The organism is Psychrobacter sp. Rd 27.2 (assembly GCF_001921755.1).
Classification (GTDB): Bacteria; Pseudomonadota; Gammaproteobacteria; order Pseudomonadales; family Moraxellaceae; genus Psychrobacter; species Psychrobacter celer.
In genome coordinates this window covers 59,828-75,236 of the sequence record NZ_MRYB01000009.1, presented here as the reverse complement: position 1 = coordinate 75,236, position 15,409 = coordinate 59,828, and the positions used below count along the sequence as shown (strand labels likewise).

Annotated in this window: 9 protein-coding genes; 5 read left to right on the top strand and 4 right to left on the bottom strand. The window is 47.8% G+C overall.

Annotation, left to right across the window (positions count from 1 at the left end):
* Window positions 1–27: 27 nt before the first annotated feature.
* The 4 genes from BTV99_RS08935 to BTV99_RS08920 all read right to left on the bottom strand — a co-directional run bounded on the left by BTV99_RS08935 (window position 28) and on the right by BTV99_RS08920 (window position 7,382).
* Window positions 28–900 (bottom strand): ABC transporter substrate-binding protein, encoded by an 873-nt coding sequence (locus tag BTV99_RS08935; RefSeq protein ID WP_075102024.1) that lies wholly within the window; start codon window positions 898–900, stop codon window positions 28–30.
* A gap of 324 nt (window positions 901–1,224) precedes the next feature.
* Complete coding sequence (locus BTV99_RS08930; RefSeq protein WP_075102023.1) at window positions 1,225–2,484, bottom strand: multidrug effflux MFS transporter; 1,260 nt, start codon at window positions 2,482–2,484, stop codon at window positions 1,225–1,227.
* Between the two features lie 301 nt (window positions 2,485–2,785).
* Window positions 2,786–3,598 carry a crotonase/enoyl-CoA hydratase family protein gene (locus BTV99_RS08925; protein WP_075102022.1) on the bottom strand — a complete coding sequence of 271 codons (813 nt, stop codon included), beginning with the start codon at window positions 3,596–3,598 and terminating at the stop codon, window positions 2,786–2,788.
* A 334-nt stretch (window positions 3,599–3,932) separates the two neighbouring features.
* Entirely contained in the window at window positions 3,933–7,382 is a 3,450-nt protein-coding gene (locus tag BTV99_RS08920; protein ID WP_075102021.1) for an ATP-binding protein, read from the bottom strand.
* Between the two features lie 443 nt (window positions 7,383–7,825).
* Between BTV99_RS08920 and cysM the strand changes: the two genes are divergently transcribed.
* The 5 genes from cysM to mutM all read left to right on the top strand — a co-directional run bounded on the left by cysM (window position 7,826) and on the right by mutM (window position 15,349).
* Window positions 7,826–8,815: a cysteine synthase CysM gene (cysM, locus tag BTV99_RS08915; RefSeq protein WP_075102020.1), complete on the top strand. Its 990-nt coding sequence runs from the start codon at window positions 7,826–7,828 to the stop codon at window positions 8,813–8,815.
* Between the two features lie 24 nt (window positions 8,816–8,839).
* Window positions 8,840–9,664 (top strand): 3'-5' exonuclease, encoded by an 825-nt coding sequence (locus BTV99_RS08910; RefSeq protein WP_075102019.1) that lies wholly within the window; start codon window positions 8,840–8,842, stop codon window positions 9,662–9,664.
* 218 nt (window positions 9,665–9,882) lie between these two features.
* Window positions 9,883–11,424: a 23S rRNA (uracil(1939)-C(5))-methyltransferase RlmD gene (gene rlmD, locus BTV99_RS08905; protein ID WP_083608602.1), complete on the top strand. Its 1,542-nt coding sequence runs from the start codon at window positions 9,883–9,885 to the stop codon at window positions 11,422–11,424.
* A 354-nt stretch (window positions 11,425–11,778) separates the two neighbouring features.
* Window positions 11,779–14,331, top strand: coding sequence for a bifunctional (p)ppGpp synthetase/guanosine-3',5'-bis(diphosphate) 3'-pyrophosphohydrolase (locus tag BTV99_RS08900; RefSeq protein ID WP_075102018.1), 2,553 nt, complete (start codon window positions 11,779–11,781; stop codon window positions 14,329–14,331).
* Between the two features lie 76 nt (window positions 14,332–14,407).
* Window positions 14,408–15,349, top strand: a complete 942-nt coding sequence (gene mutM / locus BTV99_RS08895) for a bifunctional DNA-formamidopyrimidine glycosylase/DNA-(apurinic or apyrimidinic site) lyase (RefSeq protein ID WP_075102017.1) — start codon at window positions 14,408–14,410, stop codon at window positions 15,347–15,349.
* The last annotated feature ends 60 nt before the right edge of the window (window positions 15,350–15,409 follow it).

The window sequence follows — 15,409 nt, the reverse complement described above, 5'->3', positions numbered from 1 at the left end:
TACGTTCCATCACTATTACACTTAAGACTACTGCAACATTTGTTGTTGCTGTAAAGACGTCTTTGTCAGATCTGTACCAAACCATTTAGTGGTTAATTTGGCATAGGTGCCATCTTCTTGAAGCTCTTTAAGGCCAGTATTTACTTTTTTAAGTAAGTCAGGGTGGCTTTTATCAATCAAAAATACTTTTCGAGCACCCTCTGCTTTGATACTTTCATAATCAAAGTATAGTGGCTGGAGGCTTGGTAAGTCGTTTAGGGTATAGCGAAGTACACCCGAATCATCTACTACAGCATCAACTTTGTCTTGCGCCATGGCTTCTACTGCTGCAAACGTGGTTGGGTACTGTTCTACAGATTCAGTTTTGTACTCTCCCTTAGCAAAATATTCATAAGGCTCTGAGTTACTCAAAACACCTAGTCTGACGTTACCTAAATCGTTTAAAGACTGGATATTTAATGATTTATCTAGATATACAATACTAGTAGGGAGCGGTGCATAGGGATTTGAAAGTAGATACTTACTAGCTCTTTCATTACTATAGGTCAAACCTGCCGCAACCATATCTCGGCTTTTGTTATCCAAGTTATTGAATAATCCTTCCCAAGGATCGTTATAAACCTCGATTTTAAACCCTTGATTTTCGCCAATATGTTGCATTAGCTCGATATCGAATCCAGTTACATTTCCATATTCATCCTTAAACTCATAAGGCGCATAATTGGCTTCAGTACCCACTTTGATGACTGGAGCAGTATCCGGTAAGTTACTTACAAAACTGTCTTCATTTTTTGTCACTGGTGTGCCAGCTGCGTTGGTATTTTCTGTGGTAGAAGAATTACCACAACCAAATAAACCAACGCTTAATATAACTGGTACTACTCTATATAACTGCATCATGTTTTGTCCTTAAAGTTGAAACGCTTGTTGTCTTAACATCACTGTATGGTAACTGTCAGTTTCAAAAAACCTTACATTGTAAACATAAAGTTACAATTTACACTAATTTTTTTCCAAATGAAATATTTCTGATAAATTTGTTTGGTGACAACAAACTATTTATTTTCAATCAACTACGATTAAACATGACACTTCAGTCATTATAAGGCGTGTCTTATAAAAGCATCAGGCTCTGCATTACCACGCGTAGCGCTCATGTATCAGAACCCTTTTATTAAGACAAAAAAAACACCCAATATTGGGTGTCTCAAAAACTTGCAGCCGCTACTCTGCGTCATCGAGGTCTAAATTACGATCTATCTGCCAGATTAAAAACGTACCCAAGCTCATCAGGACAAAAAGTGCAATACCCATTTTTAACACTGGATTAAGAGGGAATAAGTTTAATAATAAACCGCCAAAAATACCCACTGAAAACATCAGCGAGCCTTGCAGCGCGCTTGCCATACCCGCACGCTGCTTTTGAAAAGCCAGCGCAATCGCCGAGGCGTTTGGCTGGGTCAATCCCAAGCCTGCAATACAAAAGAAAATACACGCCAGCACCAGTGGCAACCAAGCATCGGTCCCCAAAAATATACCGACAAAAAACAACGTGCCGGCAGAGAGCACCTGCATCATCGCCCCGAAACGTAATATGCTCAAGATACGAAAGCGATTGGTCAACCATTGATTCAGCTGAGTCAAACCCACAAACCCTGCCGCATTCATCCCAAACAACCAGCCAAAATGCGTGGCTGAGACGCCATAAGTGTCCATGATTAATTCAGAAGCTGAGCTGATATAGACAAACATCGCACCCATCAACAGCCCGCCACCGATCGCAGGGTAGTTAAAGCTGGGATCTTTTAATAAGTCCCAATACTGGCTCAGCACTTCTTTTGCTGGACGTACGTTACGATTTTCTTCGGTCAATGTCTCGAAAAAGAAAAACTTCGTCAGTAATAGATTGAGAGCACCAAAAGCGGCCAAAAACCAAAAAATAGAGTGCCAAGTAGAAAACTGTAGAAATAGCGCCCCAAGCGACGGCGCTAATATAGGAGCCAGACCCATCACCAAAATCATAATCGAAAAAGCTTTTGCGGTTTGCTTGGCTGTTAGACGATCTCGAATGGCAGCACGGGTCACCACTGCCCCCACACAAGCACCCAATGCTTGCATCGTTCGTCCTACAAATAATACGTACTCATTGTCAGTGGTCGCGCAGATAACAGAAGCAATCACATAAAGCGTCATGCCCATATACAGCGGCTTGACTCGACCAACACGATCGCTAAAGGGGCCGTAAAACAACTGACCAAATACCAAACCCACAAAATACGCTGGGACTGAGTTGGCCATAAAGGCGGTTGACACACCGAAATCGTCTGCCATTGACGGTAACGCAGGCAGATACATATCAATGGATAAAGGCCCTACCGCGACGATCAGCCCGAGCATCATAATCCAAGCAACGGGCAAATCAGCCGAGCGAACGCGCTCGGCGGCGATGGGTTTGGGAGATGGGGAGGATTTTGGAGCAGACATATTTAGACCAGATTATATAGTGATTATTGTTTTATATTTTATGGCTTTACGATAGCGTTTTTGATTTGCTGCCGTCATAAAATGGCAGCTTATAGCAATAGTGCATATTTACTAACGTCTATGCAAGCGAACAATGTTATATGGTGGTTATATCGTGATTTTGACCGCTATTGCAATAGACGCCTAACGCGACTAAAACAACCCTTAACCACTAAAAACACTCAATATAAAACATAAGACTCTGTCTAAATTTTTCTACCTCTGATGTAAACCCTTATGATTTATGACTCATTATAAAAGACTAGCGAAACTGTCGCTTGGCAAAGGTGGTGCTGGCTTGCTTGGCTTTTCTCAGTGCAAGCTTGCGATTGCGGCCCAGCATCATTTTTAGCTGCCACATCTTTTCTTTATAGAGCGTGGTTGCAGGCTGATGATGCATGGCATTGATCACACGCTTACTGGCGAGCACTGCATCTGGTGAGCGCTCGGCAAGCTCAGCGGCGAGCTGCTTTGCTTGCTCAAGCGGCGTCTCGCTGCAATGACTGACCAGACCCAGCGCTTTGCCTTCACTGGCATCGACGACGCGTGCTGTCATCGCCAGCTCTTTTAGCACGTCCTCTCGCACCACGCCATACGCCGATTGCGTCAGACCCATGTCTGGCACCAGCCCCCACTTGGCCTCCATGATAGACAGTTTACACTCAGGATGGCTGATGCGTACATCACATGCCAGCGCCAATTGTAGCCCAGCGCCGATACAGTAGCCTTCTAAGACCGCAATGACCGGTACTGGCACATCGCGCCAGACCAAGCAAACACGCTGAAACGAGCTTTGCCACGGCTTCATCAGCTCCCACACTGCAAACGCTTGATTTTTTGGATGGTTCAAATCGCCCAAGTCGATGCCAGCACAAAACGTCCCTTCCGCACCGTTTAAGATGACCGCTCGTATTGTCTTATCTTTGCTCACTCGGCCTGCCACAGCGATTAGCTCTTCTACGACCTTAAAGCTCATGGCGTTTTTTTTGTGCGGACGATTTAGCGTCACAGTGAGTATATTATCAGTGACACTCATTTGTAGCGTTTCGTATTGGTAAGTTGCAATGGCGTTCATAACGATCCTTATTTATGAATGGGTAAAAGATAGACTGATAGCGATAATGTTAGCAGGCTTATCCATATCCTACCTTAGCAATAACTGACTGCCACGATACTTTATAGCGAGACTGTATTGTCAACTCTACATAAAAGAAGTACGTGATTTTTTGCGCGCGACTGGTATCAATTTTGCTTGCTGTGCGATGCAGGCAGATGCTGCGCAAAATCACTCCCAGTCGCACGGTATTTATTTTATGGTGGATCGACCATACGAGCATGGCAACATGAAGTTGCGTTTTTTATTGCCTCTCAATCACTGTTACTTCATCACTACTTCTAAACCACTACTCCTAAATCATTTTCCACGTCATGTCGTTTTCGCTTAGACGATGGTAATTGAGCTGCGGATAGGCGGACAAATCCAGCGTTTGCAAATTATTTAATGCGGTCAGTAGCGCTTCGTAATAAGGCTGGAGCATGGCAAACTGCGCAGGCGTGGTATGCTGGATATTCAACAAACACTTATCTTCTAAATCTTGGCTGGCCTGACGCAGCTGCGGCACGCCAGTATAGCGGCTACCGCCCAATATACGATGGGCAATCTGCGCCAACATACTACGGTCGCGCGCCTCCCAGGCTTGAGTCAACGCTTGCTTTTCATCATTGATAGTGTCGAGCATCATGATGATCAGTTTGGCTGCCAGATCAGGCTTGTTGGCTGAGCGAGTCAGCGCATCTTGCCAGTCCAAAATCTCTGAATGCGGGCTGTCTATCGCTGTATCCTTTTGCTCCTGCGGCCGCGCGGCTAGATCAATATTTGGTTCGCTGGCATGATCCATTGACCCTGATGGCGGGCTCAGCAACGGCGCCTGTCCTTGCTTTTGTAAGCGTAAGCTGTCGTAGCGCGGCTGAGTCTCTCGCGGTGTCTCTCGTCTATAATCTTCGCGCGGCTGACTGTCACGCAAATAGTCATCACGGATTTTTTTGAGTGATAATGGTCGCGTTATTTTTGGCGGCTCGCTGGTATCTGTAGTGCGCTCGCTTTTACTGACAGGATACGTGCTGGTCGTCGCGCCCAGCGGCCATTCAGAGAAGGTTTGCGCGTCGGTATCTGTGTGCGCGTCAGTGCGACTAGAGGCCGCATCCGTGTCTTGCAAGCCCAGTCCATGTAGATTGGCCTCAGACAGCGCGGTTAGTTGCGGCGTGGTCGAGGTGCGCCCCAGCCATTTTTGCAGCACTTGCAGCAGCTGCGGCTGACTAATGGGTTTGCCGACATAGTCGTTGATACCACTGGCTATCAGCTTGTCACGCTCATCAGCTAGCCCATGTGCGGTCAAGGCAATGATAGGAATATGACTGTCATCGCTTTCGATACTGCGGATTTGTTTGGCCGCTTCATGCCCAGACATACGCGGCATTTGGATATCCATAAATATCAAGTCGATGCTGTCTTTGTGGGTATCTTTATAACTGTCTTGGTTGCTGCCTTTATCTTCATTGGCCGTCTCCTCTGCATACAGCGCAGAGTTTGACTTTTTGGTCATGTCATCTCGCGCTTCGGCTTTAGAGAGCTGGGTTTTGTTTGACAGGCTTTGCTTTTGGTTTTTGGCAGTTTTCAGATTTTTGGTTTGCTGCTTACTGATAATTTCTATCGCATCAAAACCGCTACTGGCGGTGACGACATGAATACCCAGCTCGCTAAGCAGCGCATCGAGCACCAAGAGATTGGGCAGATGATCATCCACCGCCAACACCGTCACCCCTTTCCAGCGCGGCTCTTGCAGACTCGTTGGCTGGCGGCGATTTTGTGTATCGAGCATGGCATACAGCTGCCTTTTATCCAAAGGCTCATATAAGATATTGGCATGATAACGATTGAGCAGAGCCTGATCGGCGGCCACTTGGTAGCCAAAGACAGCAAGCTTACCCTGATAGTGCAGACGAATTTGTTTTAATAGCGCCATCATATCGTCTTGGGTATCATCATCGACGATAACCCAGTCCCAGTAATTACCATGCTCTTTTAACGATTCAAGCACACCTGGCAATGAGTTGGCTTGGGTCAGCTGAATTGGTAGATATTGCAGACTGGCTTTGAGCACTTGTATCGAGGCTGGATGGTTGATCCACACCAGCACATTAAACTCATCAGTTTCGCTAGCAAGCGGCGCGAGCACAGGCAGCTCAATGGTCTGCCCTGTCGCCGCCTCGAGCACATCGACGTGCGCTGGCATGCGAAACCAAAACGTCGCTCCTTGATTGGCAATGTTTTCTTGCGCATTGTCATAAAACCCAATATCACCGCCCATCAATCGCGTCAGCTGCTTGGAGATGACCAAACCCAGCCCAGTCCCGCCATACTGACGCGTGATAGAAGGATCGCCTTGACTAAAGCTCTGAAACAGCATTTTTTGATCAGCAAGCGAGATGCCCTTACCGCTGTCTTGCACACTTATCATCAGATAATTATCACGGTGATCATCAAGGCTGACCCGCACCACCACATCACCACTGTCGGTAAACTTAATCGCATTGCCGACGATATTGGTCAGCACTTGCTTGAGGCGTAAGGCATCGCCATTGATACGCATCGGCACATCGTTATAAAACAGCACTGCCATGCGCAGGCCTTTTTCGGCGGCGACTGGCGAGAGCATATCGACCACATCATAAATGGTGTCATAAAGATCGAACTCATGACGATCAAGCACCAGCTTGCCCGCCTCGATTTTAGAAAAATCCAAGACATCGTTGACCAGCGCCAGCAGATGCGCTGAGGATTTACGAATGGTCTGTACGTACAAATCTTGCTCAGGATTTAGCTCGCCGTGACGCGCCAGCAGGTTGATAAAACCATCGATACTGTTGAGCGGGGTGCGTAGCTCGTGGCTGATATTGGCCAAAAACGCCGATTTGGCTTGGCTGGTTGAGATGGCGGCATCACGCGCGTTTCTGATCGAGATGTTTTGCATTTCCATCTCATCAAACGCCAAACGCAAATCATCCTCAGTCTGCTCCGCATGGTCTTTGAGGTCTTGAAAGCTTCTGTGCAAGCGGCGCAAGGTATTGACCAAATCTTGCTGTAATAAGTTTAGCTCGCCATCCGACTCCACCGGAATCGGCTGATATAAATTGTCTACGTGAGTGCGCTGCAACTGCAAGCGCAGCTCATAAATCGGTGCGATCCAGCGTTTTGAGTAAATGTTTAAACTCAACAGCAAAATCAGGATGGTAAACAACCCCGTAATCACTAGCGCCATGGCGATGCGATAACGCGCGATATACAGTGGCTCGTTGTCCATATCGACGAGCAACCACAGCCGCTGCCCTTCAAACTCACCAAGCACGCTGCCATAAGCGGTGCCGATCGGCGTGGGCTTTTGCGAGATAAATTGCGCTGAAGCATCAATCAATGGCCAAGGCTCATTGAGCCCGTAACCGACCGTGGCCAGCACCTTATTGTCTTCATTAACAATCGCGATGCGCTGCACGTGCTGCTCGGATTGCATGCGGCCTAACCTGTCACGAATGCCCTCTAGGGTCGAGACGGCAGCCTTGGAGGCACTGCCCGCCTGCTGGCGCTCTTGCTCTAACAGCTCAGGAATCAGATCTGCAATCTCTGGGGTATAACGAATCAGCACCGCCTCGGCCAACACTTCTTGCTCAGAGTCGCTGGCACGCATGGTCTCATGAAACACCAAAATACCGCCGACAGCGGCCAATATACATATCGGCAAAAACACCAATATGATCAGCTGACCATAGGCGCTACTGGTATCAAAACGTTTTTTGTGTGCCATGCAAGCTCGCTCTCATCTCAATGTTTTGCTAGGGCGTGTCCTCATTTTAAAACAATGATAAAAACAAGATAAGATGACTATCAATTAAATGGAGGACATACGCTAGATTTATCACAGCGACTTTGCGCCATCGCGTCCTGTACTATAGCGCTATCGTTATCACTTGGCTATAGCTATCAGTCGTTGGGTATCAGTCGTGGCGATAAGTGCGGTGGCTGCATCATAACGCCTCTGAATCATACAAGTATTTTAACAGTGTTTGTCTCAACTACCATTTATAAGCATCATTCATTTACCAAAATCTCTGCATGCATTCAGCGTAGGCAAAAACAAAATGATATAATGGCGCAGCTTTTTACTTGCCGCTATTTTTGCGCGCTGTGTCACGCTTTGCAAGTGCATAAGTCAGGTTTGAACATTCATATTAACAATAAGGGTATCTTATGTCAGCTACGGCCACGTCAAACGCCACCTTCATCTCTCAAGTTACCGCCCTTGCCGATTGCGTCGGGCAGACACCCTTGGTGAAATTGCAGCGCCTGCCTGAGCAAGAGCAGATTGCGGGTGGCACGGCGGTCTTGGCCAAGCTAGAAGGCAATAACCCAGCAGGCTCGGTAAAAGATCGCCCAGCATTTAATATGATTTATCAAGCAGAGCGGCGCGGTGATATCAAACCGGGTGATATGTTGATTGAGGCCACCAGCGGCAATACTGGCATTGCGCTCGCCATGGTTGCTGCCATGCGCGGATATCCGATGACGCTGCTGATGCCGACCAACTCAACCCAAGAGCGCAAAGACGCCATGACCGCTTATGGTGCTACCCTCATCGAAGTCGATGAAGGCATGGAAGCGGCGCGCGACTTGGCCCTGCAGATGCAAGCCGATGGCAAAGGGGTTGTATTAGACCAGTTCAACAACCCTGACAATAGCCAAGCGCATTATCTCACCACAGGCCCTGAGCTGTGGACACAAACAGACGGTAAAATCACCCATTTTATCAGCTCTATGGGGACCACAGGCACGATCACTGGGGTGTCTCGCTATCTAAAAGAGCAAAACCCAGATATTAAAGTGATTGGTCTACAGCCTGATGAAGACGCCTCTATCGCAGGTATCCGCCGCTGGCCTGCTGAATATATGCCGGGCATCTTTGAGGCTGATTTGGTCGATGAGGTAATGGATGTCGATCAACATGTCGCCGAAGTCTATATGCGCAAACTGGCCAAAACCGAAGGCATTTTCGCTGGGGTGTCATCTGGAGCAGCTGCATGGGCGGCGCTACAAGTCGCCAAAGCCAATCCAGACGCCGTCATTGCTTTTATCGTCTGCGACCGCGGCGATCGTTATTTATCGACTGGTTTATACAATGTAAATGACGACAGTGTTAATGACGACAATGTCATTAACGGTACAGAAAATGCCGCACAATAAGCTAACAATTAATTAGGTTTACCTATGTCACAAGCCTTACCATCCGACCCGATACTGGTCTTTGATATCGAGACTGTTGCCGATACTGATGCGGCGCGCCGTATCTATCCGCAGTTGGCTGAGCTTAACGATGCCGATGCCCTCAGCGCACTGACAGCGATACGCACTCAAGAAGCGGGACATGATTTTATGCGTCTGCCGCTGCAGCGTATCGTCTGTATATCAGCGCTGTATATCAAAGACGGTCAGTTTTCTTTGTTTTCTTTGACGGCGGACAAATTTAGCGAAAAAGACATTCTTGCTAAGTTTTTTCGGGCGTTTAATGATCTTGAAAAACTGCCGCAACTGATCAGCTGGAACGGCTCTGGCTTTGATATTCCGGTGCTTATTTATCGCGCCATGCAGTACGAATTGGCAGCACCGTGGCTATTTGAAGAAGGCGAGCGTATCAAAAACATGCGTTTTGATAATTACGTCAATCGCTTTCATACTCGCCATCTAGACTTGATGGATAGATTTAGCCAGTATGGTGCCAGTCGCCGCGAAGCCATGGATGTGGTCGCAAGCCTCTACGGTCTGCCTGGCAAGACCAGTGTCGATGGTAGCATGGTGGGCGATCTGGTTAATGAGGCAGATTGGCAGACACTGTCGATATATTGCGAGTCTGATGTCATGAATACGTGGCTGATTTATTTGCGCTGGCTACGACTAACCGGACAGCTGTCTTTGCAGGATTTTGATATATGGCAGCAGCAGAGCCTGACTTATTTAAGACAATATACCCAAGCAGATGGCAGTCCACGTCATCATGAGTTTATCGCTGATTGGTCATCTGCGCCCAAATCTTAAAAAGCCCAAGCTATAAAACGGTGCTATAAATAAGATGGTCAGTTGAAAGTAAATTTGTTATAGGCTTAAGTACGCTACTGGTATAAATTTTACTTGCGTGCTGCGTTCACAGAGGCTGCGCAAAATTCATCCCAGTAGCGCTTGTACTCTTTTTTGAGTGAATTTATAGCACTCACCCTTATTTTTCGTTATTTATCATTTATTATTAAGGCAGGTTTATGCAGCCCACCGATTCAAAGACTTCTACGGCACCCGAGGCGACGACGCCTGAGAGCGCTCGCCAAACAATCACCATTCCGCCCAATAAAAAAAAATCCAAGCCCTCTTCAAAGACGCGCCGGCGGTTAAAAGAAGCCGAGCCACTGCCTTTTGCGATTGATGGTCTATCGCATGATGGTCGCGGCGTGGCGATATATGGTAATGGCTTTGGCGTAGATGACGGCCATATCGAAGACAAACACGGCAAAAAAGTCTTTGTCAGCTTTGCCCTACCAGGTGAGAGCGCTTTAGTGAAGCTGACCAACAGTCGTGCCAGCTTTGAAGAAGGCGACGCTGTGAGTATTACGGCCAATCCAAACCCTGAGCGTGCGGTTCCGCCCTGCCCGCATTTCGGCGTCTGCGGCGGCTGTAGCTTGCAGCATTGGCAGCCAGATGGGCAAATCAATTTTAAACAGTCTGTACTGGCAGAGATGCTCATCCATCAGGCCAATGCCGAGCCTGATACTTGGCTGGCGCCTGTGGTCGGTGATCGCCTCGGCTATCGCACCAAAGCGCGCTTGGGCGTACGCTATGTCGCCAAAAAAGAAACAGCGCTGGTCGGATTTCGAGAGCGCTCTAGTAACTTTTTGGCGGAGCTAAACGAGTGTCATATTCTAGACCCGCGTATCGGTTTTGAGATTGAAAACCTAAAAGCGCTGATTAGTACTTTAGAGAGCCGTGACAAGATTGCCCAGCTTGAGCTGGCGATGGGTGAACAAATAGACGGGCTACCAGACGGCAATCAGCCCGTTGCTTTGATCGTACGCAATTTAGCGCCGTTGTCAGAGGCTGATGTAGAAAAGCTAAAGGCGTTTTTTGCAGCGCGCAGCTGGCAGTTGTATCTACAGCCCAAAGGTGCTGATAGCATTCAGCGTATCGCCTTGAGCGCTGATGATGATATGAGTCAGCAGTTTGGACGTTTGTATTATCAGCTACCCGAGTTTGACCTGACGTATGAATTTATTCCAACTGACTTTACGCAAGTGAACTTATCCGTCAACCGTCAAATGACCAAGCTTGCTTGCGACTTGTTGGATTTAAAAGCAGGCGAACGGGTACTGGACTTGTTTAGTGGACTGGGCAACTTTAGTCTGCCCTTAGCACGGCTTGTCGGAGAGACAGGCTCGGTGGTCGGCGTAGAAGGCAGTGACGCAATGACCGCGCGCGCCGCAGACAACGCCCGCCGTAATGGCCTTAACAACACAGAATTTTATAGTCAGGATTTGACGCATGATTGCTCAGATCAGCCGTGGGCCAACCAAGGCTTTGATGCGCTCTTGATCGACCCACCACGCTCTGGCGCGTGGGAAATTATGCAGTATCTGCCCAAGTTCAACGCTGAGCGCATCGTTTATGTCTCTTGTAACCCAGCGACGCTCGCGCGCGACACCAAGGCTTTATTAGAGCAAGGCTATCGCCTGACACATGCTGGGGTGATGGATATGTTTTGTCATACCGGTCATGTAGAGTCCATTGCCCGTTTTGAGAAGGTTGCGGTTTGATATTACCGGCGTGTCCTTATAAAAAAAGAACACGCTGTCTTTATTAAAACTATAGATAATATCGCGAGGCAAACCCGCTAGTTCAACCTATCAACAACAGACATTACATAGCCTCGCTTGATTTGTCGCCTCAAAATGAGATAATAATAAACAATCTTCCTATGTCTACTCTATCAGCACATGGCGAAGACTTGCACTCATAGCTTTATATATTTTACTTGCATTTTATAGCTGCTAAAAAAGGATTTTTTAGCAGTTGTATTGGTTTATAGCTGACACTTTGTGATCTCATCCAAAGTGCGTGCAGAGTAGATGAAGTTATAATCAATTCAAGATAGCTAAGAGGAGTCGGCTATGGTCAAAATTCGTGAAGGATTGCCGTTGGTGGATGGACAAACCACTCAAGCTGACAGTGCCACACTAGCGGCGCAACTGGTTGCGAGCCAGCGCTCTCACCAATCTGCCAATAGCTATGCCCAAATTCCTCTCGATATCAAATACCAACTGGCCACTCATAAGCTGCATACCACCTTTGATCGCTCCGCCGATCATGCGCTGCATACACATGACCCAAAACTTGCCAATGAGTATGCAAACAATCCGCTTTTGGACAAAAACAACACTTTAACCAAAAAAGAGCTGGAGGCGATTAATCTAGATCAAGTCAACATCGACGTCCCAACGTGGCTGGACAATGTCGCCAAACGTATCGGCCAAGATGCGGTGCCCAATCTCAGCGCGGCTTGTGAGTTTATTCGCAGCCATATGAATACCAGTGAGTCCGAGCGCTCAGGCGCTTATGTCACAGGTATTGGCATGACCGATATTTTGACGTACCTGTATCAAGACGAAGATGCCTTGGTGGCAGCGATGCTCTATCGTAGCGCGCGCAAGTCTATCATTAGCCTGACAGATATCGAAAAAAACTTCGGAGCAGACATCGCTACCTTGGTCAAAGATACCCTAGCGATGGGTAAGCTGTCGGAGATCATCGAGAGCAACAAGCGTTTAGAAGACCACTTTGTCAACAACCAGCGCGACCAGCTCTCTAACATCTACAGTATGCTCATCTCGGTCACCAACGATGTCCGTGTTGTACTGATAAAGCTTGCCGAGCGTACCTTTGCCATGCGTGAGCTGACGTTTTCTAGTAAGGAGCGGCAAAATCGCGTGGCGCGAGAAGTCATGACCATCTATGCCCCACTAGCGCACCGATTGGGTATCGCCCAATTAAAGTGGGAGCTAGAAGACTTGGCTTTTCGCTATCTGGCACCTGAGCGCTACAAAGAGATCGCTAAGCTGCTGTCAGAAAAACGCAGTGAGCGCGAGTCTTATATCCAGCGCGTGCAGGACAAGCTCAATGAGGCGCTGGCAGACGCCGGTATCGAAGGAGAAGTGTCGGGACGCGTCAAACACATCTACTCGATTTATCGAAAAATGAAGCTCAAAGGCTTATCGTTTGATCAGCTTTATGATATTCGGGCGCTACGGGTTTTGGTCACCAGCCCCTCAGATTGCTATCACGTACTTGGGCTCGTACATGGCTTATGGCGTTATATTCCAGAGCAGTTTGACGACTATATCACCAACCCGAAGTCCAACGGCTATCGCTCGCTGCATACTGCCGTCATTGCCGAAAACAAATCACTGGAAGTACAGATTCGAACGCGCGAGATGCACTTCGAGGCCGAGCTTGGCATGTGCGCGCATGTCAATTATAAAGAAGGCCTAAAAAACAAAAAAGACAATTACCTCAATCAAAGAATCAGCTCGCTGCGGCAGCTTTTGTCCATTAATAACGAAACCCGCAATCAGCCGCGCTCGGCAGTTTTAGCAGGCGAAGAAATAGAAGAGCTGGAGCTTGATGAAGAAGAACAGTTAGTCGATTTCGATGAGCTGGAGCGCATTTATATCTTTAGTCGTGATGGCGATATCACCGAGCTGCCAAAAGGCGCGACCGTCCTTGATTTTGCCTATTATGTCCATACGCAGGTGGGCAATCGCGCACAGGCAGCGCGGGTCAATCAGCGCTATGTGCCGCTGACCTACCAGCTCAAAACGGGCGAGCAAGTAGAGATTATCACCAAAGCCTCACGTGAGCCTAATCGTGATTGGCTGGTGGCCTCGCTTGGTTATATCCATACCAACCGTGCACGCTCAAAACTACGCCAATGGTTTAATAAGCAAGACCGTGACAAAAACATCGAGATTGGGCGGCAAATGCTCAGCAAAGAGCTTGAGCGCTTGTCCGTACATCCCAACAGTATTGATCTCAATGACTATACCCAGTATTTTAATGTCAATAATACCGATGATATCATCGTCGGGTTGGTCACCGGTGACATCGGCTTAAACCAGCTCACCAGTCATATCTCGCGTCAGCTACAGCTAGAGCCGGAGCGACCGCCAGAGGATTTTGTACCCAGCATCGATACCAAAGACACAAGCAAGCTCGATGCCTATAAGATACAAATCGATGGACTGGATAATATCGAAATTAACTTGGCGGGCTGCTGTCACCCTATCCATGGCGAACCCATCGCCGGCTATATCACCTTGTCACGCGGTGTCAGTGTCCACAATCGTGGCTGTCCAGAATATCTGCGTCTCATCGAGCGTGATCCTGAGCGCGAGGTAGAGGCCAGCTGGCGCGTCCAACCTGGCCGCTATCAACCAGTCGATATACATGTAGAGGCCTATGACAGACGAGGGTTATTACGCGATTTGACACAGATTATTGACAAAGAAAACGTCAATATTCGCCAAGTTGAGACGTTAAGTAATGACGACAATATCGCTTTTTTGAAGTTCCATATCGAAGTATCAGGACTGGCGCACTTGTCTAAACTATTGGCCAAGCTCGAGCAGCAGCACGGTATCTTGCATGCCAGACGTGCCGTCGCATAAGGCGCGTATTTTTATAGCCTGTCCCTTGACCTAAGCTTACAAACTTACCTTAATCATAGAGTTATCATAAAACATCATGCCAGAATTGCCTGAAGTAGAAACCACCAAGACCAGCCTAAGCCCCTTACATGGTCAGCAAGTCATTGACATACAAGTGTTTCAGCCAAAACTGCGCTGGGCTATGCCAGATGATTTGGGAATTTTGATTTATCATACCTTAGTCAGTGTGGAGCGCCGCGCCAAATACTTGATCCTAAACTTCTCACCCTCTACTTCTGATGATGGCTCTCGCTCTCAGCACGCTCATATAAAGGAGCCAAAAAAGCTATTGGTGCATTTGGGTATGTCAGGCAGCCTGCAACAACACGAGCATACGACCGAAAAACGCAAACACGATCATCTGGTGATCACATTTCGCGATACTGACAACAACAAAACCCAGCTGCACTACTATGACCCTAGACGGTTTGGCTCGGTGCTCTGGTATCGAGACTATCGCACCAAGCTGCTTGATCACTTAGGCCCTGAGCCTTTGTCAGAGGCGTTCACCGCTGACTATCTGTACCATCTGATTCAGCGGACAACTGCACCTAACGACAGCAATGATACAGCGGCTGCCAGTACCACCAAATCAAAGAAACAGCCGATCGCCCGCGCAATTAAATCAGTGATTATGGAGCAGCAGGTCGTCGTTGGTGTGGGCAATATCTATGCGACAGAAAGCCTATATTTATCAGGTATTCACCCTGCGACCCCAGCCCATCAGCTCTCCTATGAGCAGCTATTGGTTTTGGTCGCTCATATCAAAGATATTTTATTAAAAGCCATAGAGCTTGGTGGCTCGACTCTACGCGACTTTACGGTGGCAAGCGGCACCACGGGTTATTTTCAGCAAACACTCAATGTTTATGGCAGACAAGGAGAAGCTTGTCCACACTGCGATACACCCCTCAAAAACATCAAACTTAACGGCCGAGCAAGTGTCTATTGTGCCAACTGTCAGCCTCTAAACTCTTAGGTGGTGCTCACCTGTTAGCAGCTCAACTGACTGTTATCTCATTGGCTTTAAACAACCACT